This is a genomic window from Thiothrix lacustris DSM 21227, assembly GCF_000621325.1.
GTDB lineage: Bacteria > Pseudomonadota > Gammaproteobacteria > Thiotrichales > Thiotrichaceae > Thiothrix > Thiothrix lacustris.
Map to the genome: position 1 here is coordinate 1 of NZ_JHYQ01000008.1, position 21,327 is coordinate 21,327.

Consider the following 21,327-nt stretch of genomic DNA (forward strand, 5'->3'; position numbering starts at 1 on the left):
ATCCGTTGGCTATAGCGGTAGTGATACCCTGAAATACCGTATCACCGATAAAAATGGCAACACGGCAGAAGCCAGTATTGAGTTAACGGTTCAAGCTGCCAATACTGCTCCCGTAGCAACCGACGACAGCACCAGCACCACCACTAAAGTACCGATTACAATAGATGTGCTGGCCAACGACACGGATGCTGACAATGACGCTCTCAGCATTGCCAGCTTTACGCAAGGTAGCAAAGGCGTTGTCACTCAAAGTGGTGAAACACTGATTTATACGCCCAATGCGGATACGACGGGCAGTGACACGTTCACCTATACCGCAACAGACTCCGCTGGCCATGAAGCCACCGCGACAGTCACCGTAACCGTCATTGCTGATCCTGAACCCACCACCAAAGACACTGATGGTGATGGTTTAACTGATGCAGAAGAAACCACTCTGGGAACCAATCTCAACAATCCTGACTCTGATGGTGATGGAGTCAATGACAAAGAAGAAGTTGGCTCTAATATTAACCAACCAAAGAACACGGATAGTGACGGCAAAATTGATCCACTTGACGCCGATGATGATGGTGATGGCTTATTAACCCGCAAAGAAAACTACGCAGGCACACCTCAAACCACCGATACAGACAAGGATGGCATACCAGACTATCTCGACAAAGACGATGACAATGATGGTATTCCCACCGCTGCCGAGCATCCAGATGACAACGCAGATGGAGCACCAGAGGATGCCCTAGATAGTAACAAGAACGGCATACCAGACTATTTAGATGCCACACAAGCAAGCTTAACAAGCATAGCAGTTCCAACGTTGACCCAGTGGGCTCAGGTTCTACTCAGCCTACTGCTAGGTATCGTTGCTTTACGCAAACATATACGCTTGAATAAATAATCCCCTTATAAAATAAGGATTTTTTTAGTAACTTTCAGCCATCAATCTGATCTTTGTCAGGTTGGTGGTTGGTATTTTGTCGTACAAATACAACTTGCACTGAAAAACACATAAGCATAGCCTTATGCGCTTGTTTCAAACGAACACTCCTTTGGAATGAATAGTAAGGAAATGGGTTATCGAATTTTTTCACACGATTCTATAAGGGAATTTGCCGTGCACTTTCCATATATGCCTCCTACAATAAGAGTCAACCCTGTGCTGCACAATAATGGCAAAAGTCAACAGGGATGTGAGTGTGTTATAACGTGTTAAAGTTGAGGGTTAAACATGAAATTAATTAAAGGGGCATTTGCCCTAGCCGTACTGTTGACTACATCGCTGACAGCAATTGCTGCTGAACAAAAAACGCCAGTACAAAACTTCTCTTTTAAGGATATTGACGGCGCAAGTCATCAATTCTCTGAATACAAAGGCAAGTGGGTCATCGTCAACTATTGGGCTACCTATTGTGGACCATGTGTCGCTGAGCTACCCGTTTTGAATAGTGTTGCCAAACGTTTCAAAGACAAAGTAGTGATACTGGGAATGGAAGCCGGTGAAACACCAACCGAAGAACTAAAACAATTTGTAGAACAGAAAAAAATTGCCTATCCAGTCATACCTACTCAAGATAGTACTATGTTTGCACTGGGTTTATTGTACGGTGTACCAACAACATTTGTTGTCAATCCGAAAGGTGAGATTGAGGGTACACATATGGGAGCCGTGTCTTCTGCTATGTTACAGAATTATTTACGGGCAGATAACAAGGCAACAGCCTCAAAAGACAAAGATACTCACTGCACATCAGACGTTTGCTAACCTATTATGAATAAAAAGCTCGCTATTTAAAGCGAGCTTTTTGGCAAACAAAGAGAAACAAAGAGAAACAAAGAGCGCTTACTTGATCTGCAAACGCTGCCCTGGACTGAGTGAGTAATTAGGTGCTTCCAAATTATTCAGACGGATAATATCTTTCCAATAAACACCCGTATTACGCATCACCTGAAATACTGTATCACCCTTTTGTACCGTGTAATAACCAGTAGAGGTAGAGGCAGTTGTAGAGCTAGCTGTGTTGTAGGCTACACTAGGTGTTGATGTTTTTGGCTCAGAATAAATGTAGTAACTACCGCTGTTAGTACCTGCGCTGTTAGTACCTGTATTATAGCTAGGAGCAGCCGGTGCAGGCGCTGGCGCACTAGCTGTATACGTATTATTAGGATTTGTATAATCGTAATAAGACGGTTGGGCTGGTGAAGTATTATAGCCATAGCTATTGGCAACAGGTTGCTGTGGTTGTGCTTGTGGCTGTGCGCTGTAACTACCACCATAACCATACGTTGAAGTATTAGTATTTGATACCGCAGCACCACCCGTCCCTGCTACACAACCATCACCGTGCTGATGTGCCAATCCTTCTGCTGGTAATGCATGACTATGAGTACGACCACAATGGGTATGCGTCACTGGTGTCGTTGAACGATTACCAATCGTTCCTGAAGTTGTTGCTTGTGTATTGGTTCCGTTGTAACCAGCATAATACGGACTTGGGGCGCAAGCGGCTGCCGTCAATGCTAGCAAGGAAGTGGCAGCAGCCACTTTAAGTTGTCTATCCATGATAGTGACACCTTCTGTTATTTAGGGTTCAGGGATGTGAAAATACTCACATAATTCTTGAATAACTTTGGAATATATACCAAATTTAAGAAAATATTTCTCAATATTCCAATCATGTGTGTATTCATTAGCTAATTTTCATTAATCATAGGCACGAACTGTACAGCCTCATACTCGACAGTTATATAGTTTTCAGCACTCTTTCGCGTGATGATCTGCAACACCTGCATCAGGCCTTGCTTACCAACAGGAATAATCAAACGCCCACCTAAGGCAAGCTGTTCTAACAATGCGGGAGGGATTTTTTCAGGGGCAGCCGTGACGATAATGGCATCGAAAGGTGCTTCTTTTACCAAGCCATCACTACCGTTACTAAGGTAAGTGTGAATATTACGATAACCCAAGGTATACAGTAATTCTCGGGTAGCATGGAACAACGGCTCGATACGCTCCACAGTGAATACCTTATCAACCAAAGGCGACAACACAGCCGCTTGATAGCCAGACCCCGTGCCTACCTCCAGCACTTTACGAGGTGGACTATCACCCATCATCAATAATTCAGTCATATACGCAACGATGTAAGGCTGAGAAATGGTTTGACCATACCCAATCGGCAACGCCGTATCTTCATAAGCACGACTTGCCAAAGCCTCATCGACGAATAAGTGCCGGGGTGTTCGACTCATGACAAACAACAATGTCTCATGTGTAATACCCGCCGCACGCAAGCGCTCAACCAAGCGGTTGCGTGTACGTTGCGATGTCATGCCAATGCCTTGAGTATCAAGCTTACGTGGAGACATGACAAGCTTCCAACCAAAGGGCGGTATCGACCAATGCCCGATGACGCGTCAAGTCTGCATGAATCGGCGTAATCGACACATAACCTTCCTGCACAGCATGAAAATCGGTACCTTCGCCAGCATCTGCGGCATCACCGGGAGGGCCTATCCAGAAAATTTCCCGACCCCGAGGATCTGTCGTACGAACCACCGGCTCAGAGCGGTGACGATTACCCAAACGCGTCACACAAAACCCTTTCAACTGATCCCACGGCACGTCGGGAACATTAATATTGAGAATCATATGGCTTGTATCGGGGTAAGCATTAACATGCGGTAACAAGTACAGCACCACCTTTGCAGCTGTATCAAAGTGCACTAACGGCGCATGATCACGCGCCACCAGCGATACCGCGAGGGCAGGATATCCCAAGAAACGCCCCTCCATCGCCGCTGCTACTGTGCCCGAATACAGTACATCATCCCCCATATTAGCCCCGGCATTGATACCAGAAATCACCATATCAGGATCATTCGCATACAATCCTAAACCAAGATGCACACAATCTGTTGGGGTTCCATTAACACTGTAGACCTGCTCCTCGTGCTGCGTCAGCCGTAAAGGATTACGCAATGTCAGCGAATTACTCGCACCACTACAATCCTGATCGGGTGCAACTGTGATAACATTAGCAACTGTTATCAAAGCCTCTCGTAAACGGTTAATACCTGGAGCGTTGACGCCATCATCATTACTGAGCAGTATATCCATGAGTACTGAAGAGTTTTCCTTGTTCCGTGAATCCATGTCCGATGTGAAGCCACTACGGCACAAACATCATGTCGTACATCATAGCGTAAAACCGCCAGCCATACCCATCAAGACCCTCGAAGACGAGCGACAAGTACTACGAGATATGCTTTCTGATGCTTATGATCCGGTGGAGCTTCAACCCGGTGATATGCTGAGTTACTACCTCCCCGGTTTGCAAACAAGAATTGTGCGCAAACTACGTTCAGGTCATTACCGCATAGCCAGTGAACTCGACCTGCACGGGCTGAATGCACGAGATGCCAAACAACAACTACTGCAATTTTTGCACGACGCTCACCCCGGCCAAGGGGAATGTGTACGGATTATTCACGGCAAAGGCAATCGTTCCAGCCACAAAGGCCCGGTCATTAAAACAAAAATCAATAATTGGTTACGCCAACACGAACGAATTCTCGCATTTCACTCCGCTCGTCCAGTAGATGGCGGAACGGGTGCAATTTACGTCTTGTTACGTCGCTAAACGAACCTGAATAGTTTATGATTATGGGTAAATTCCGGGCACATAAAAGATAGTGAGACATGACAATGAATATTTTATGGACAATAATACCCCTGTTGTTCGTCAATAGTGCAAACGCCACTGAAACGCTATGGCAAGACCAGAAAACACGTAGCACTGATGATACATCCAATACCACGCCACTACAGAACTACCGATTACTCGGCTTAGATGAAGCGCAACTCCAAACACAATTAGCACAAGCTGCCCTTCCCAATACACAAGCCCGTAGTGAACAATCAACCTTAAGCTTACCCTTACCTGATGGTGGTTTTGCCAGCGTTACCGCTACCCCCAGCGAAACCCTCGCCCCCGAGATCGCAGCAGAACATCCAGATATTCAAACCTGGAAAGTCGTCGGAACTGATGGCAAAGTCATTAGTGGTGTGATTGATTTCACCCCACAAGGCTTCCATGCCATGTTGGATATGGCAAATGGTGACACCCTATTCATTGAGCCAAAAGCCAATGACGCTTCACGTGACTATGTCAGCTTCCGCAAAAGCGCTAATCGTGAAGCATTCAACCAAAGCGGTTGGTCTTGTGCTAGCCAACATAGCCAAAGCACTTCACAGCCTAGTTTTAGCAGTACACTCGCAACCAATACGGCTGCTCGTAGCCTTGCTGCAAGAACCGGTGAGACTATACGGACTTACCGTATTGCCATCGCAGCAACCGCTGAATACACTAGCTATCAGGGTGGACAAGATGCCGCTTATAGCGCCATTGTCACCGCAGTCAACCGCATCAATCAGATTTACGAACGTGATTTAGCCATACGTTTGATCTTGGTTAGCAACACGAATTTGGTCTTCACCAACGCCACAACCGACCCTTACCACAACAGCAGCTCCTCGCTCATGCTGACTGAAAACACCACAACACTCAACAGCATCATTGGCAGCGCTAACTACGATATCGGGCACGTCTTAGCCACCAATAATGGCGGACTAGCAAGCTCCTCTACTGCTTGTGGCACATACAAAGCACAAGGTGCGACTGGCCTCGCTGCCCCAAAAGGTGATGCATTCATCATCGACTACGTTGCACATGAAATAGGCCACCAATTAGGCGCGAGCCACACCTTCAATAGTCTCATTGGCTCCTGTGGCGGTAGCAACCGCGAAAAGCTGAGTGCTTTTGAGCCGGGCAGCGGTAGCACCATCATGTCCTATACGGGGTTATGCGGTAGCGACAACCTTCAAGCAAATAGCGATAGCATGATGCACTCCACGTCTATCCAGCAAATACAGGATTACCTCGTCAATGGTGCAGGAGCCAGTTGCGCGGGTAGCATTAGTCCAACTAACACCAGTCCAATAGCAGACGCTGGCAGTAATTACACCATTCCCGCTAGCACCCCTTTCACGCTGGTAGGCGCGGGGCTGGATAGCGATGGCAACACACTCACGTACTCATGGGAACAGATAGACGCCGGTAGCTCATCAAATGTGAATGTGGATACGACCGACAACGCGTTGATTCGCGCCCATTTACCAATGACCACGCCACTACGCACGATTCCACAATTGTCAGATTTAACTGGAGGCGTCCAATCTGCGGGTGAAGCATTACCTGTCAACGACCGTGCCCTAAATTTCCGTCTCACAGTAAGAGATGGCTTAGGCGGCACAGACTATAAAGACATGAAAGTCACTGTCAGCAACACGGGCAGCGCTTTTGCTATCACAGAACCTAGCAGCACAGCACTCGTAGCAGGCAGCGTACAAAATGTACAATGGACTGTTGCAGGAACTGATCTTTCCCCCATCAACTGTAGTGCGGTTGACATCGCCTCTAGCACAGACGATGGCAATACCTTCACAACCCTATTAAGTAAAGCCCCCAATAATGGCAGTGCCACCGTCACCTTACCGAACAACCTTGGTAGTAAAACCTACTTACGCGTCAAATGCAGCGATAATATTTTCTTTGCCCTATCAGCAACCACGCCTGCACAAGCAAAAAATGGCGGCACGGGCAGCAGTACCACTAGTGCTAATGCCAGCGTTACCGACAGCAGCACCAGTTCAAGCTCTGGTGGTGGTTCTATGCCACTTGAATGGGCACTATTCGCAGGCATCTATGCCCTGTTACGCCGCCGGAAAGGAATCCAAAGATGAAACACACCTTATTAGCACTACTCTGCGCCACTGGTCTGACAGCCTGTCATGAAACGGTTGCCACGGATACCGGCAGCAGCAATAACGGCGGTGGTATTCACATTCCCTCCGCCGCAGAAATCAGCAAAGGCAAAGAACAGCACTACGCCGAGCAACTGCCCATTCTGCAAGCCCGCAACCCGGAAGCCGAGGCAAGAGCCTCCATCCGCCAAGGCAAGCGTTATTTCCTGTGTAATGCCGGGCGTGGCAGCAGCGTTCCCGGCGTTGATCCAACGGTCTTCGCCAGCCTAAAAGGCAATTGCCCGACCGAATGTCTGGATGGGGTAACGGATGCGCTGTACGGCGAAAACCACCGGCGTTACCTGGCCGTAGCGCTGGACTATTCCGCGAAGTGGAACAAGGTCATGCTGGACGCTTGCCGCTAACCCCGGTCAAGCACTTCAGGCAGATAGTGCACCACCATTGCACTCAAGGCACGCGAAGCGGTTTGCGGCACAACTCCCGGCATGTTTGCCACGCAATAAGGCAAGCGCCCTTCCACCGCAAACACCGGGTCAGCGTGGGTGGTGGGTCGTGAAGTCTCGAAACAACCACCCTCGTCGATGGCCACATCGACCAGCACCCTGCCCGGCCGCAGCAAATCCAGATCAGCACGCGAAATGACTTTGGGTGCAGCCTTGCCGGGAATCAACACCGCACCCACCACCAGATCAGCATCCGGCAAATGACGCCGGATCACCTCTGCCGAGGCCAACGCGGTTTCCACCCGAAACCCCAGCAAAGACTGAATGCGCTGCAACGCCGCCCGGTTACGGTCAAGCACCACCACGCGTGCGCCCATACCAACCGCCATGAGTGCCGCTTGCGACCCCACATTGCCTGCGCCGATGATCAGCACCTTGCCCGGTTCTACGCCCGGAATGCCGCCGAGCAAGATACCTGCGCCGCCTTGCGCCCGTTCCAGCCAATGCGCCCCCGCCTGTATCGCCAGTCGCCCAGCAATTTCAGACATGGGCGCCAGCAAGGGCAAACCGCCCAGCGCATCACGCACCTGTTCAAACGGGATGTAGCGCGTACCTTGGGTATTGAGGAAATCTTCCAGCGCCGGATTCGCGGCCAGATGCAGGAAACAAAACAGGGTATGATCAGCGCGGATCAGCGCATATTCTTCCGGCTGCGGTTCTTTCACCTTGATAACCAGTTCAGCAAACTGGTAAACCGACTGCGCATCCGGCAAGCCTTGCGCCCCCGCCTGCGTATAGTCGCTGTCGCTGAAACCCGCACCCTCCCCCGCGCCACATTGCACAGCAAGCGTGTGACCTTGCCGCACCAGTTCCGCCACCGCATCCGGTGTCAACGCAACCCGGTACTCGTTATTTTTGATTTCCTTGGGAATGCCGATACGCATGGTGAGCCTCTTTCCTGAGTTTCCCCCATACTAGCAAGCCAGCAAAGCTCAACACCAGCGCCCCCACATACACCATGCCAAAGCGAAAGAAATACGCCAGCGGAAACAACTGGATCAGCGGGCTATCATCCGGGAAGACCCACGTCCCCTCCGGGAACAACAGCGTGTGCAGGAAAATAAACAGCGGCACAAACCCGCCCAACAGCATCACTACCCCCGGCAATAAGATAGCCGCCAACCCCAAATACCCCGTGCGCACTAACACCCGGCCTTGAGCAAACCGCCGCTGCAACCCCAGCAATAACACGCTGGCAGCCAACACCCCGTAAAACAGGTAGCTAATCTGGGCAAACAACTGACGCACATCCAACAAGTGATAGCGCTCAACAAAATTGAGGTAGGTGACTTCCAGCACACCATCGGTCACACCGCCCAGCAAATACGCCACGATTTCCTGCCGCTGTGGCACAGCCTCCGGCAACCAGCGGTACAGCGTCAACAGCGCTTCCCAAACACCCAAAAAAATGGCAAGCATCAAAACGATGCTTGCCATCCATGTCAGCACATTGGTGACAACGCCTGCTTTAGACAAGCGTGCGCACACCGTTCGCACCGCCCAGAATCAGCACATCCGCAGGGCGGATCGCAAACAGGCCGTTAGTAACAACACCCGGAATCTGGTTAATACGGTTTTCCAGCGCCACCGGATCGGTGATTTCCAGCCCGTGAATATCGAGGATAATATTGCCGTTATCCGTGGTAAAACCAGCACGCAACACCGGCTTGCCGCCCAGCTTGATCATTTCACGCGCCACTAGCGCTTCTGCCATCGGAATGACTTCGATCGGCAGCGGGAACTTGCCCATCACCTTCACCAACTTGGTGTCATCAGCGATGCACACAAACTTTGCACTCGCACCGGCGACGATCTTTTCACGGGTCAAAGCACCGCCACCGCCCTTGATCAGGTTGAGGTTTTCGTCGGACTCATCCGCGCCATCCACGTACAGCGACAGCTCCCCGGCTTCGTTCAAATCCAGCACACGGATACCGTGGCTTTCCAGACGCTGGGCGCTGGCGATGGAACTGGCAACCGTGGCTTCCACCTTATGCTTGATCCCCGCCAGCAGGTCGATGAAATGGTTGGCGGTCGAACCTGTACCAATCCCGACGATCATGCCCGGCTGGACATAGGCTAATGCGGCTTCTGCTGCCGCTTTTTTCATAGCATCCTGACTCATAAACTTTCCTGTGATGTTGCAAAAATCTTTCTCAAGCCCGAGTTTGCAATATACTAGCGCACACGTAAAGGCACAGCCGCAAAAGTTGGAAACATGAACAAATCGCTGATCAAACGCATCCTCACCGCCCGCGTCTACGACGTGGCTATCGAAACCCCACTGGATCGGGCGCGTAGCCTGAGTTCACGGCTGGGCAATGAAATCTTCCTGAAGCGCGAAGACTTGCAGCCAGTGTTCTCCTTCAAGCTGCGCGGCGCATTCAACAAAATGTTCCTGCTAACCCCGGAAGAACGCGCTCACGGCGTAGTCGCTGCCTCCGCAGGCAACCATGCGCAAGGCGTAGCGCTGTCCGGTTCCAAGCTCGGCATCAAGACCACCATCGTCATGCCCAAGACCACCCCGGAAATCAAAGTCAACGCGGTCAGAGCCTTTGGCGGCAATGCGGTATTGCACGGCAACTCCTACGACGAAGCCTACGCCCACGCCCGCGAACTCGAACGCGCACAGCACATGACCTTCGTGCACCCCTTCGATGATCTCGATGTGATCGCCGGGCAAGGCACGATTGGCATGGAAATCTTGCGCCAACATTCCGACCCGATTGACGCCGTATTCCTGTGCGTTGGCGGCGGCGGCCTAATTGCAGGTGTCGGCAGCTACATCAAATACCTTTACCCCGACATCAAAATCATCGGTGTAGAACATGAAGAAGCGCCCACCCTATACACCTCCTTGGCAGCAGGCGAACGGGTACAACTCGCACAAGTGGGCACGTTTGCCGATGGCGCGGCGGTAAAGTTGGTTGGCGAAAACACCTTTGAAATTGCCCGCCACGTTGTCGACGAAGTAATCTTGGTCAGCACCGACGAAACCTGCGCCGCCATCAAGGACGTGTTTGAAGACACCCGCACCCTGCTAGAACCCGCAGGCGCATTAGCCGTGGCAGGCATCAAAAAATACGTCGCCCGCGAGCAAGTGCAAGGTAAACACCTGATCGGCATTGCCAGCGGCGCGAACATCAACTTCGACCGCCTGCGCCACGTCGCCGAACGCGCCGAATTGGGCGAAGGCCGCGAAATGTTGCTAGCAGTGACCATCCCCGAACGCCCCGGCAGTTTCCGCGAATTTTGCCACGCCATCAGCAACCGCACCATCAGCGAATTCAACTACCGCTATTCGGATGCGCACGACGCCCAAGTCTTTGCCGGGGTCAAGATTTCCGGCGGCAAGCCAGAACGCGAAACCCTGTTACAGGACTTACACACACGTGGCTATTCCTTCACTGACCTGACCGACAACGAAGTCGCCAAACTGCACTTGCGCTACATGGTCGGCGGGCATTCCAGCGGCGCGAAAAACGAAGTACTGTACCGCTTCATGTTCCCGGAACGCCCCGGCGCATTACTGCACTTCCTCACCAGCATGAGCGCGGGCTGGAACATCAGCCTGTTCCATTACCGCAATCATGGCTCGGATTTCGGGCGCGTGTTGGTCGGCATTCAAGTCCCGCCACAGGAACGCGACGAGTTCTGCGAGTTCCTCAACAAGCTGGGGTATGAGTATTGGGATGAGACCGAAAATCCGGCTTACCAACGGTTTCTAGGGTAACGTCTCCCGTTCTACTGGCGCCAACTCCCGCCATTCACCCGGCGGGAGTTCCGCATCCAGCATCACTGTGCCAATCCGCTCGCGATGCAGCGACCCCACCCGATTTCCCACTGCCGCAAACATGCGCTTCACCTGATGGTATTTGCCTTCGGAAATCGTAATCCGCGCCTGCTGGTCGGGCAGGATTTCCACCTCCGCAGGCTTGGTCAGCCCCTTTTCGCCATGCAATTGCACCCCGGCGCGTAACTGTTCCGCGCCCTCTTCCGTCAGCGCCCACGCCAGCGTTGCCAGATAAGTTTTCGGCACATGGCTTTTCGGGGCAGTAATGCGGTGCAACCAGTCGCCATCATTGGTCAACAGCAACAAACCTGTCGTGTCCTTATCCAAACGCCCCACTATCCGCAGCGTCTTGCGGTGCGGATGATCAATCAAATCCAACACGGTCTGATGCTCAGGGTCTTCCGTGGCACTCACCACACCTGCCGGTTTATGTAGCATCAAATAAATATCACCCGGCAAGGTAATCAACGCATCATCCAACGTCACTGCCGCTGTTGGGTCAATGTGCGTAGAGGTTTTAGTGATGGTTTTACCCTCAACATCTACCCAACCACAACGAATGGCTTGTTGAGCATCCACCCGCGTAATAGCGGCGGCTTGACTGACGAACTGATCTAAACGCATAGGATTTTACTGCTATAATGGCGAAAAAAATCCATAACAATAAAGGAAAGTACTCATGAAACTCAAAGACTATCTGCGTATCCTCGCCCATTACGACGGCTCCGACCTGTACCTCACCGCCGATCTCGAACCCAAAGCCAAATTCCAAGGCAAGCTCAAAGCCCTCGATAAAGTCGTCATGACCCCGGAAATGCTCAAGGACATGGCTTACGAGCTAATGAACAAAGAACAGCAGCAGCAGTTTGAACACAAACCCGAAATGAACCTCGCCATCAGCGAAGAAGGCGTTGGCCGTTTCCGCGTCAATATTTTCAAGCAGCGCCACAAAATCGCGATGGTCATCCGCAATATCAAAACCGACATTCCCAACGCCGACAAACTCGGCCTGCCGCAAGTGCTCAAAGACGTGATCATGGAAAAACGTGGCTTGATCCTGTTCGTCGGCGGCACAGGTTCGGGCAAATCGACTTCACTCGCCGCACTGATCGACCACCGCAATGCTTCGGCTGACGGGCATATCATCACCATCGAAGACCCGGTGGAATACGTGCATCCGCACAAAAAATGTATCATCAACCAGCGCGAAGTCGGCGTCGACACCGACAGCTACGAAGACGCGCTGAAAAATACCCTGCGCCAAGCCCCCGACGTGATTTTAATCGGCGAAATCCGCGCCCAAGAAACCATGGAACACGCCCTAGCCTTCGCCGAAACAGGCCACCTGTGCCTGTCCACCCTGCACGCTAACAACGCCAACCAAGCGCTCGACCGCATCATCAACTTCTTCCCCGAAGAGCGCCGCCACCAATTGCTGATGGATTTATCCCTCAACCTCAAAGCCTTCGTCTCGCAACGCCTGATTCCCACCATTGACGGCAAGCGCGTCGCCGCCATCGAAATCCTGCTCGGCACACCGATGATTCGCGACCTGATCATGAAAGGCGACGTGCACGCCATCAAAGAAATCATGGAAAAGTCCGAAGAACAAGGGATGCAAACCTTCGACAGCCACCTCTACAAGCTGTATCTGGCCGGGCAAATCTCACTGGCAGAAACCTTGCGCAACGCCGACTCCCCCAGCAACCTCAAGCTCAAGATCAACCTGTCGGGGAATCTGGCGAAACCACGTCCGACAGCAGCGGCAGCAGCACCTGAAGCCAAATCCACGGCCGCAAGTGCTGATTTCATGGCGAATTTGTCACTGGAGCCAAAACCAGAGGTGGAACTGACCTAAGCTCTTTTCTCCCAGAGTTGACATCCTACGAGACGGCTATGCCCAGCCGCGAGAATGTTCCGAGCTGCATTGACATCTCTGTCGTGCAGCGTGCCACACTCGGCACAAATCCATGAAATACCAACGACCCCGTGCATCCCCATTTTTCCACTGGGCAACCGGCTTTGAAAGGAATCCAGCCCAATGAGCGTTTAGACCCTCCACTCACGCGCCAACGTAGCTTGTCTTTTTTGAACTGCTGGCGGGACTTGGCATGAACGGCAATCACCTCTTGAATTTTAGGCGTGAGTGACAACAGGGAAATGGCATGAAGGGTGAGAGATACGCCACCAACGGATAGGTTAGCTAAAGACGCTTATATCCCCGACCTGAAGGACGGGGCTTTACGCGAATATTGGTAAAGTAAGAGGTGTTTTTCGTAGCCACTCTACCTCTGGGAAATCAACCCGACGGCTGCGGCAAATCCGTCCGCCCCCTCACATGCTTAATCATCTTCATCACGGCAGGTGAAGCATTCGTCACCTCCAAATGCGTATCAGGATGCTTCAACACCCAAACCCGTAGCAATTCATCCGCAAACGCCTGCCCCATTTCCTCCACAGCCCGGCAATCAATTTCCACTTCACTAAACGCCTCAAACCGTGCTGTCACCCGCTTGGCTTGCGAACGTGACACCAGGTTCCCTTCCAACGTAGCGAGTGACAAAAAGAAGCGCGTTTTGTAAAAAATGAAATCTTCGGTATCGCAAAATTGATCAAATACCTGTTTGGTTGTTTGGGTAGCAGCATTCGCCAGTTGCATCTGAATACGTGTTCCTTGCCGTGATGCAATACTGGCAACCGTGCATTGGTCGCCTGCAAAGGTAACAGCAAGCTCGCCGGATTCCAGGATAAAACGGTCAAACATTTTGCTACTGAAGAATAAACCCTCACCACTGTGTGCTTGCGGGGCAGTCGTTAGCTTGCCCTTGACGAGTTCGATCAGCGCATGAACATCAGAATCTAACCCAAAGTATTCCCGCAAGCTGGCAAGCACCCCAATACCATCATCTTCAATCACCATCGTGACGGATTGTTCGTCTTGTTCAACCTGAATACTAACCGTGCTGCCATGCGAATGATCCAACACATTGTTGAGCATTTCCGTAAAACCATACTCACACATCATCAAAGCTGATGCCGATAAGTTCAGTTCCGGCTTAACCCATTGCGCCCAGAGTCGGAATTCGTCTTTGACAGTCTCAATAGGGAATCGTTTTTCCATCGTCACACCCGTCGTTAGATCGCGCTAGAACGCCTTAGCCTTTCCACTATAACACCTCACATCCGCTCCATCACCCCAATCCCCAGCAAACCCAAGCCGGTTTGCAGGGTTTGCGCGGTCAGGTTAGCCAGTTGCAAACGGCTATTGCGCACCTCTTCCGCCACGCCATCCTTGAGGATAGGGCAAGCTTCGTAGAAGCTCATGAAATTGCCCGCCAGCTCGTACAAATAAGTACACAGGTGGTTCGGCAAGCCTTCTTTCGCCACGCTGTCCGTCGCTTCGGTGAATTGCAGCAGCTTCATCGCCAAGGTACGTTCAGCGGGTTCGTGAAGAGAAATCCCCCCCAGCCCCCCTTTTTCAAAGGGGGGAGTAACACCCGCCTTTCTGAAAATGCTTTTGATGCGAGCGTATGCATACTGCAAATACGGCGCGGTATTGCCCTCGAAACTGAGCATGGATTCCCAGTTGAAGATGTAATCCGAGTTGCGATTTTTGGAAAGGTCAGCGTATTTAACCGCGCCGATACCGACAGTGCGGGCAATGTCATGGCGTTCAGTTTCATCGAGTTCCGGGTTCTTGTCGGTGACGAGGGCGAAGGCGCGTTCTTCAGCTTCTGCCAGCAAATCTACCAACTTGACCGTGCCGCCGGTACGGGTTTTGAAAGGCTTGCCGTCTTCGCCGAGCATATTGCCGAATGGCATGTGTTCGAGGGAAATGGTGTCACTCGCGAACCCGGCTTTACGTGCCAACAGGAACACTTGCTGGAAATGCAGCGCTTGACGGGCATCGGTGAAATACAGCGCACGATCGGCCTTCAACGTGCCGCTACGGTAACGCACTGCCGCAAGGTCGCTGGTGGCATACAGGTAGCCACCGCCGGTTTTCTGCACGATGATCGGGGTAATGCTGCCATCCTTGTTCTTGAATTCGTCGAGGAACGCGCACTGTGCGCCCTGATCTTCCACCAGCAAGCCTTTGGCCTGCAAATCGCTGACCACGTTGGCAAGGTCGGCATTATAGGCGCTTTCCGGCATCACATCCGCACGGGTCAGGCTCACGCCCAGGCGCGCGTAGACGGCCTCACAATGGTGTAGGGAAATGTCGATAAATTGCTGCCACAGTTGCAGGCATTCCGCATCACCCGATTGCAGTTTCACCACGTAATCACGCGCAGCATTGGCGAAATCAGGCTCAGCGTCGAAGCGCTGCTTGGCTTCGCGGTAAAAGGTTTCGAGGTCAGCCAGCTGGGGTTCGACTCCGCTCACCCCGCCGTTCTTGTCGGCAAGGCTGACCATGTGGGCAATCAGCATCCCGAATTGCGTGCCCCAGTCGCCGACGTGATTCTGGCGAATAACCTTATGGCCTTGGAACTCCAGCACCCGCACCACGGCATCGCCAATGATGGTGGAACGCAGGTGGCCAACATGCATTTCTTTGGCAAGGTTGGGGCCGGAATAATCCACGACGATGGTTTGGTCTGTAGGGGTATATTGCATACGCCCTCCCCCCAACGCCCCACTCAACCACTCGTTTTTCAGGTGGATATTGATGAACCCTGGCCCCGCGACTTCGAGTTTTTCGGCGAGATCGGACAAATCCAGCGTTTCCAGCAAGCGGGTGGCAAGTTCACGCGGGTTAGTTTTCAACTGCTTAGCGGCCGCCATCACGCCGTTGGCCTGATAATCGCCGAATTCGGGGCGGGCGGAAGGTTTCACAATGGCGGTTACGGTAGCCGGTGCGCCGAGGGTGTGCAGCGCGGCGGTAATACGGTCATCAAGCAGTTGGCGAATATTCATCAGACTCTTTTCAGGTTTGGGCAAAAGGGGGATTTTAGGCGGCTTGCCTCGCAGAATCCAATATTCTGAACCTTAGATTGGCAGGATTAAGGGATTCTCACGGTGAAAGAGGCGATTGCACCTAGGCCAACAGACGTTTTTTACCATTTTCGTCAATGGCAACGTAGGTAAAGTCAGCTTCCGTTACTTGCCAACGCAGCTCGGTATCGCTGCTGTGCCACAGTGGCTTGACCCATACTTGCAGGTGCAAGGTGATGGAGGTTGTGCCGATTCTTACTACGTCACCGTAGCAGCACACCACATCCCCAACATTAACAGGACGAATAAATTTCATGCTATTGACCGCCACGGTTACCACTCGTTCTTTAGCAATTTCTTTGGAGAGGATCCCGCCCGCAATATCCATTTGTGCCATGATCCAGCCACCGAAAATGTCACCGTTGGGATTGGTATCTTTAGGCATCGCAAGGGTACGCAGGATCAGCGTTCCGCGTGGGTGGGCATTATTGGTGGTCATGGGGGTTCCTGTCGTTGGTATTTTAGACGCTATCCATCACAGCTTCAGTCAGGCGAAAATGCCTTCCACTTCCATCATCAAATCAGCACGGCACACATCACCTTGCAGATAGAGAACGTCGACAGGGCTATCCCCCAGATACGCAGTGAGCATCGCCTGAATCGGCGCTAGAATGTCTGGCGCGTGTAGGTAGACTTTCAATTGCGTTAACTCGCGCACCGTTCCAACAGGTAAGCCCAAGGTTTTATCGCCATGTCCTAACAACGCTTCCAGATTGCGCAAGGTTTCTTCCAGTTGTGCCAACGGGTTGCCGATGTGTAAGGTTTCATGCCCGACGATACTGGTCGTGCCGGAAATATACAGGTGCTTACCCTGCCCCCAGTCTTTCACCGTCGCTCGCGAAAAAGCCGGGCTGACGGGGCCATACTGACGCGGATACAGGAATGCGCTGGTCTGGCGCGGATTTTCCAACTGCATCCCCGCACTTTTTGCAGCGATGAAATACAGTTGCAAGCCTGACTGTTGTGTACCAATCGCGGTCGCAGCGGGCGGGGCGTAATCGAAATTGCCCCACACATCCAGCGCATCCTGCCGACCCAAGCAAAACGTCTGGTAGCGGTTGAATTCGCCTTGTTGCGAGACGATGGCGGGGAAATAATTCCACATGCGCAACAAACACGGGTAGCCCGCGTGCTGCAACAATTCAAATACATGCTGGTAAGCCGTCTGGCTGGCAATGCGGAAATCGGGAAAATCCGCTTCTTCCAGCAACAAATGCCCAAATAGCACCGTGCCGTTTTCACTGTAAGTAATGCTGGCGTGTTTGCCATAGCGGACAGGTGTAGGGCTAAGCCAACGTTCCGTGCGGGAAGTGCCTGCCAATAAGGGTAAACCGACGGTAAAGATGGGGCGCTGCGTATCCAGAATCGCCGCTTTCTGAGCGAAACCGATAGCTGCCAGCACATTCTGCCCCTGACCTGCGGCGATGACATCACCGTCCGGCAACATCGTGACAGCAAAAGGTGGCAAATTGTAGCGTGGTATTGCGTCGTTCACATTGCTGACTTTGAATGGCTCAAAATAAAAAAGGGTTGCGACCTGACGGTAGCAACCCTTTAAATATATTGGCTCCCCGAGACGGACTCGAACCGCCGACCCAATGATTAACAGTCATTTGCTCTACCGACTGAGCTATCGGGGAACTGTTGAAGGCGCGTATTCTGCTAAATTCCGCTGGCAACGTCAAGTAATTTTTTCACAAGATTCACGTAATAATTCAATTCCAGCCTTTTGCTTATGCGCATTTTCACTAATCAAGCGCCGAAAAGCCCGTGCGCCCGGCATTCCTTGGAACAAACCAAGGATATGACGACTCATGTGATTAAGCGCCACACCCGCTTCTTGCTGCGCTTGCACATAATCCAGAAACACCTCAAACGCGGCTTTACGCTCAAGGAACGGTGCATCCACCCCATAAATCAGCGGGTCAACCTGTGCTAGCAACCACGGATTATGGTAAGCCTCTCGCCCCACCATCACCCCGTCGACGTGCTGCAAATGCTGCTGGCATTGTTCCAGCGTGGTAATGCCGCCGTTGATAATGATTTCAAGCTGCGGGAATTCTTGCTTGATCTGATAAACCAGTTCATAGCGTAACGGCGGAATGTCGCGATTTTCTTTCGGACTAAGCCCTTTCAACCACGCTTTCCGGGCATGGATAATGAACGTCTCACAACCGGCCTGCGAAACTGTACTGATGAATGCGTGCAAACCACCGTAGTCATCCTGATCATCGATACCGATACGATTTTTTACGGTGACAGGAATTTTCACAGCAGCCTGCATCGCAGCAACGCAATCAGCGATCAGTGGTGGCTCCGCCATCAGACAAGCGCCAAATGCACCTTTTTGCACCCGTTCGCTGGGGCAACCGACGTTAATGTTTACTTCGTCGTAACCGTAGCGCTCTGCCAACCGGGCGCATTCCGCCATTTCCTGCAGATCACTGCCCCCTAATTGCAAAGCGATGGGGTGCTCTTCCTGATTAAAACGCAAATGACGTTCGGCATCACCGTGTAACAATGCCCCAGTTGTCACCATCTCCGTGTACAAAACTGCTTCTTTTGTCAGCAATCTGTGAAAATAACGGCAATGACGGTCAGTCCAATCCAACATTGGGGCTACGGTAAATTTCCTGTTCAGCTTATTCATATAATATTCTTATCTTGAAGTGATTTATATTATTTCGATCAAAAAACAATCTCAAAAATAAACAGCACATAAGCAAGGGGCTTTTATGTTGGACACAGAAATCGTTATGTACTTTATGGCTGGGCTAGTCATTATCGGGATTCCATCCTTCCTTTTCTACCGCATTGGCCTGGATATTGGGGTAAATAAAGGTATTCGCCGCCAATTAGTACGTGAATTGATGGCGAATGGCATTCTCGAAGAAGTCGATATGAGCATTCGCGGCACACAACGCAACTGACTCAGCGGCAAGCCGCAAGGCGATGCTACCGCTGCACTCAGCAACCAAGAGAGCAGCACCTCGACTACGCTCAGTGACCGGGATGAATTAATGCTGGCAGAGGGGGCAGAACCAAGTGGAACGCTGCCCTTGAGTGATCTGAACAATCGGGTTCTGGCAGACCGCACACGCCTGCCCGGTTCGATCGTAAACCTTCAGCTCAAGCTGGAAATACCCCGGCGTCCCATCTTCCCGTACAAAATCGCGCAAGGTTGTTCCCCCGCATTCAATGGCATAGGCCAAAATCTGGCGGATAGCTTGCACCAGTTGAAGATAACGTTCGCGGGATACGCCCCCCGCCGCACAGCGTGGGTCTATCCCGGCTAGAAACAGCGCTTCGTTGGCGTAGATATTACCTACGCCAACGACAATATGCGCATTCATAATGAATACCTTCACACTAACCGTGCGGTTACGGGATTGCGCAAACAGGTAATCACCATCAAAACCATCACTCAACGGTTCCGGCCCCAAATCACATAGCAAGGGATGCTGCAACGGGTCACCTTGCACCCACAGGAATGCCCCAAACCGGCGCGGGTCGTGGTAACGCACCGCCTTACCACTTGCCAGCACCAAATCGAAATGGTCATGTTTACGCGGCTCTAAATCTACCTCCACAATCCGCAAACTGCCCGACATTCCCAAATGGATCAGCCCGACACCGGCGTCGGTATGCAGCAGAATGTATTTGCCGCGCCGGGTCAACTCATGCACCACCTGCCCTTCCAGCGCGGTAATCGTGTCCGGCACAGGCCAGCGCAATTTAGGCTGGCGAATATTGACCTTGGCAACAGTGTGCCCCTTCAACCACGGCTCGATTCCCCGGCGGGTGGTTTCCACTTCTGGCAATTCAGGCATCGTGCATCCTTTCTATAGTCAAGCTCATGGGGGCTATGTTATACCTTCTGCCTCTAACACGGAGGATCACCATGAAAAAAGAAACCCTATCTCTTCACGCTGGCTACACGACCGACCCGACCACCAAATCGGTTGTCGTGCCTATCTATCAGACCGTGGCCTACGAATTTGATGATGCCCAGCATGGCGCTGATTTGTTCAATCTGGCCGTGCCCGGCAATATCTACACGCGCCTGATGAACCCCACCAATGACGTGCTGGAACAGCGCGTGGCAGCACTCGAAGGCGGTATCGCCGGGCTGGTGGTTAGCTCCGGGATGTCCGCCATCCATTACGCCATTATCAATATTGCGGAAGTGGGCGATAACATCATCGCCACCCCACAATTGTACGGCGGCACTTACACCCTGTTTGCGCACATGCTCCCCAAATTGGGTATTGAAGTGCGCTTTGCTGAAAATGACAGTGCGGAAGCCATCGAAAAGCTGATCGACGCCAAAACCAAGGCTGTTTTCTGCGAAACCATCGGCAACCCGGCGGGCAATATCGTCGACATTGAAGCGATTGCCACTGCCGCCCACAAACATGGCGTCGCGGTCATCGTGGATAACACCGTTGCTACCCCCATCCTGTGTACCCCGATTGATTACGGTGCGGACATTGTGGTGCACGCCCTGACCAAATACATCGGCGGGCACGGCAATTCACTGGGCGGCATCATTGTGGATTCCGGCAAATTCCCGTGGACGGAAAACAAAGAGCGCTACGCAGCCATCAACAGCCCAGAACCTTCCTATCACGGTGTGGTGTATACCGAAGCCTTTGGAGCGGCGGCCTACATCGGGCGGGCGCGTACTGTGCCTTTGCGCAACACGGGTTCGGCACTGTCACCGTTCAATGCATTCCTGATCCTGCAAGGGCTGGAAACGCTGGCCTTGCGCATGGAACGTCATTGCGACAACGCCATTGCCGTTGCCCATTACCTGAAAGATCATCCCAAAGTTGAGTGGGTGAATTTTGCGGCGCTGGCAGATGACCCGTATCATGCCTTAGCATTAAAATATTTCGACGGCAAACCTGCCTCGCTGATGACCTTCGGCATCAAAGGCGGCTTTGATGCTGGCGTGAAGTTCTACGACCAATTGCAGATCATCAAGCGCTTGGTGAACATCGGCGATGCGAAATCGCTGGCGTGCCACCCGGCTTCCACCACCCACCGCCAATTGACCGAAGCCGAGCAATTGCGTGCTGGCGTTAGGCCGGAAACCATCCGCCTGAGCGTTGGCATTGAACACATTGACGACATCATTGCTGATCTCGAGCAAGCATTCGCAGTGGTTTGATCCCTGACTAACGAAAACTAACGATTTACCTTACCCAACC

General features: G+C 52.0%; 23 protein-coding genes and 1 tRNA gene. 9 read left to right on the forward strand and 15 right to left on the reverse strand.

Features of this window, described 5'->3' with window-relative positions; translation table 11 throughout:
• A partial coding sequence (locus Q394_RS0105185) for an IPTL-CTERM sorting domain-containing protein (protein ID WP_028488333.1) occupies positions 1-898 on the forward strand: 898 nt, incomplete at its 5' end.
• A 330-nt stretch (positions 899-1,228) separates the two neighbouring features.
• On the forward strand, positions 1,229-1,762 hold the full coding sequence (locus Q394_RS0105195; protein WP_028488334.1) for a TlpA family protein disulfide reductase: 534 nt from the start codon (positions 1,229-1,231) through the stop codon (positions 1,760-1,762).
• A gap of 78 nt (positions 1,763-1,840) precedes the next feature.
• Here the strand turns inward: Q394_RS0105195 and Q394_RS0105200 are convergent, their stop codons facing one another.
• From Q394_RS0105200 to surE, 3 genes are all read right to left on the reverse strand, one after another.
• A complete protein-coding gene (locus tag Q394_RS0105200) occupies positions 1,841-2,560 on the reverse strand; it encodes a LysM peptidoglycan-binding domain-containing protein (RefSeq protein ID WP_028488335.1) in 720 nt (239 codons plus the stop codon).
• A 131-nt stretch (positions 2,561-2,691) separates the two neighbouring features.
• Complete coding sequence (locus Q394_RS0105205) at positions 2,692-3,366, reverse strand: protein-L-isoaspartate(D-aspartate) O-methyltransferase (protein WP_028488336.1); 675 nt, start codon at positions 3,364-3,366, stop codon at positions 2,692-2,694.
• Positions 3,353-4,117 carry a 5'/3'-nucleotidase SurE gene (surE, locus tag Q394_RS0105210; RefSeq protein ID WP_028488337.1) on the reverse strand — a complete coding sequence of 255 codons (765 nt, stop codon included), beginning with the start codon at positions 4,115-4,117 and terminating at the stop codon, positions 3,353-3,355. Before surE ends, Q394_RS0105205 begins: the two co-directional genes overlap by 14 nt.
• Between surE and Q394_RS0105215 the strand changes: the two genes are divergently transcribed.
• Genes Q394_RS0105215 through Q394_RS19230 form a run of 3 tightly spaced genes read left to right on the forward strand, consistent with a single transcriptional unit; the run spans position 4,116 to position 7,227 of the window.
• Positions 4,116-4,640, forward strand: a complete 525-nt coding sequence (locus Q394_RS0105215) for a Smr/MutS family protein (RefSeq protein WP_038140598.1) — start codon at positions 4,116-4,118, stop codon at positions 4,638-4,640. The two genes, surE and Q394_RS0105215, sit on opposite strands and share 2 nt — an antisense overlap.
• Positions 4,641-4,699: 59 nt before the next feature.
• Positions 4,700-6,802, forward strand: a complete 2,103-nt coding sequence (locus tag Q394_RS19225) for a reprolysin-like metallopeptidase (RefSeq protein WP_051542853.1) — start codon at positions 4,700-4,702, stop codon at positions 6,800-6,802.
• On the forward strand, positions 6,799-7,227 hold the full coding sequence (locus Q394_RS19230) for a hypothetical protein (protein WP_038140601.1): 429 nt from the start codon (positions 6,799-6,801) through the stop codon (positions 7,225-7,227). Before Q394_RS19225 ends, Q394_RS19230 begins: the two co-directional genes overlap by 4 nt.
• On the opposite strand, the gene ald is transcribed toward Q394_RS19230, so the two are convergent.
• The 3 genes from ald to rpiA are packed head-to-tail and all read right to left on the reverse strand — an operon-like array spanning position 7,224 to position 9,451.
• Positions 7,224-8,210, reverse strand: a complete 987-nt coding sequence (gene ald, locus Q394_RS19235) for an alanine dehydrogenase (protein ID WP_038140648.1) — start codon at positions 8,208-8,210, stop codon at positions 7,224-7,226. The two genes, Q394_RS19230 and ald, sit on opposite strands and share 4 nt — an antisense overlap.
• Positions 8,176-8,802: a lipoprotein intramolecular transacylase Lit gene (locus Q394_RS0105235; protein ID WP_038140603.1), complete on the reverse strand. Its 627-nt coding sequence runs from the start codon at positions 8,800-8,802 to the stop codon at positions 8,176-8,178. The genes ald and Q394_RS0105235 overlap by 35 nt, the downstream gene beginning before the upstream one ends.
• Positions 8,795-9,451 carry a ribose-5-phosphate isomerase RpiA gene (gene rpiA, locus Q394_RS0105240; protein WP_028488341.1) on the reverse strand — a complete coding sequence of 219 codons (657 nt, stop codon included), beginning with the start codon at positions 9,449-9,451 and terminating at the stop codon, positions 8,795-8,797. Before rpiA ends, Q394_RS0105235 begins: the two co-directional genes overlap by 8 nt.
• A 93-nt stretch (positions 9,452-9,544) precedes the next feature.
• Between rpiA and ilvA the strand changes: the two genes are divergently transcribed.
• Positions 9,545-11,059 carry a threonine ammonia-lyase, biosynthetic gene (gene ilvA, locus Q394_RS0105245; RefSeq protein WP_028488342.1) on the forward strand — a complete coding sequence of 505 codons (1,515 nt, stop codon included), beginning with the start codon at positions 9,545-9,547 and terminating at the stop codon, positions 11,057-11,059.
• Here ilvA and Q394_RS0105250 read toward each other — a convergent pair.
• Positions 11,051-11,743 (reverse strand): pseudouridine synthase, encoded by a 693-nt coding sequence (locus Q394_RS0105250; RefSeq protein ID WP_028488343.1) that lies wholly within the window; start codon positions 11,741-11,743, stop codon positions 11,051-11,053. The two genes, ilvA and Q394_RS0105250, sit on opposite strands and share 9 nt — an antisense overlap.
• Positions 11,744-11,798: 55 nt before the next feature.
• Here Q394_RS0105250 and Q394_RS0105255 point away from each other — a divergent pair, with 55 nt between their 5' ends.
• Positions 11,799-12,977, forward strand: coding sequence for a PilT/PilU family type 4a pilus ATPase (locus tag Q394_RS0105255; RefSeq protein ID WP_028488344.1), 1,179 nt, complete (start codon positions 11,799-11,801; stop codon positions 12,975-12,977).
• Here Q394_RS0105255 and Q394_RS23055 read toward each other — a convergent pair.
• The 7 genes from Q394_RS23055 to dusA all read right to left on the reverse strand — a co-directional run bounded on the left by Q394_RS23055 (position 12,974) and on the right by dusA (position 18,764).
• Positions 12,974-13,120, reverse strand: coding sequence for a zinc ribbon domain-containing protein (locus tag Q394_RS23055; protein WP_425426724.1), 147 nt, complete (start codon positions 13,118-13,120; stop codon positions 12,974-12,976). The two genes, Q394_RS0105255 and Q394_RS23055, sit on opposite strands and share 4 nt — an antisense overlap.
• A gap of 298 nt (positions 13,121-13,418) precedes the next feature.
• Positions 13,419-14,240: an STAS-like domain-containing protein gene (locus Q394_RS19240; protein WP_051542856.1), complete on the reverse strand. Its 822-nt coding sequence runs from the start codon at positions 14,238-14,240 to the stop codon at positions 13,419-13,421.
• 56 nt (positions 14,241-14,296) lie between these two features.
• Positions 14,297-16,036 (reverse strand): arginine--tRNA ligase, encoded by a 1,740-nt coding sequence (argS, locus tag Q394_RS0105265; RefSeq protein WP_028488345.1) that lies wholly within the window; start codon positions 16,034-16,036, stop codon positions 14,297-14,299.
• Between the two features lie 121 nt (positions 16,037-16,157).
• On the reverse strand, positions 16,158-16,553 hold the full coding sequence (gene yciA, locus Q394_RS0105270; protein WP_028488346.1) for an acyl-CoA thioester hydrolase YciA: 396 nt from the start codon (positions 16,551-16,553) through the stop codon (positions 16,158-16,160).
• 48 nt (positions 16,554-16,601) lie between these two features.
• Positions 16,602-17,609 carry a chorismate transformation FkbO/Hyg5 family protein gene (locus Q394_RS21870; protein ID WP_156946742.1) on the reverse strand — a complete coding sequence of 336 codons (1,008 nt, stop codon included), beginning with the start codon at positions 17,607-17,609 and terminating at the stop codon, positions 16,602-16,604.
• Positions 17,610-17,678: 69 nt separating this feature from the next.
• Positions 17,679-17,754, reverse strand: a tRNA-Asn gene (locus Q394_RS0105280).
• Positions 17,755-17,795: 41 nt separating this feature from the next.
• Complete coding sequence (gene dusA, locus Q394_RS0105285) at positions 17,796-18,764, reverse strand: tRNA dihydrouridine(20/20a) synthase DusA (RefSeq protein WP_051542858.1); 969 nt, start codon at positions 18,762-18,764, stop codon at positions 17,796-17,798.
• A gap of 85 nt (positions 18,765-18,849) precedes the next feature.
• Between dusA and Q394_RS0105290 the strand changes: the two genes are divergently transcribed.
• On the forward strand, positions 18,850-19,044 hold the full coding sequence (locus Q394_RS0105290; RefSeq protein ID WP_028488348.1) for a hypothetical protein: 195 nt from the start codon (positions 18,850-18,852) through the stop codon (positions 19,042-19,044).
• Between the two features lie 87 nt (positions 19,045-19,131).
• On the opposite strand, the gene mutM is transcribed toward Q394_RS0105290, so the two are convergent.
• Positions 19,132-19,944: a bifunctional DNA-formamidopyrimidine glycosylase/DNA-(apurinic or apyrimidinic site) lyase gene (mutM, locus tag Q394_RS0105295; protein WP_028488349.1), complete on the reverse strand. Its 813-nt coding sequence runs from the start codon at positions 19,942-19,944 to the stop codon at positions 19,132-19,134.
• Between the two features lie 71 nt (positions 19,945-20,015).
• Here mutM and Q394_RS0105300 point away from each other — a divergent pair, with 71 nt between their 5' ends.
• On the forward strand, positions 20,016-21,287 hold the full coding sequence (locus Q394_RS0105300) for an O-acetylhomoserine aminocarboxypropyltransferase/cysteine synthase family protein (protein ID WP_028488350.1): 1,272 nt from the start codon (positions 20,016-20,018) through the stop codon (positions 21,285-21,287).
• Positions 21,288-21,327 lie beyond the last annotated feature (40 nt).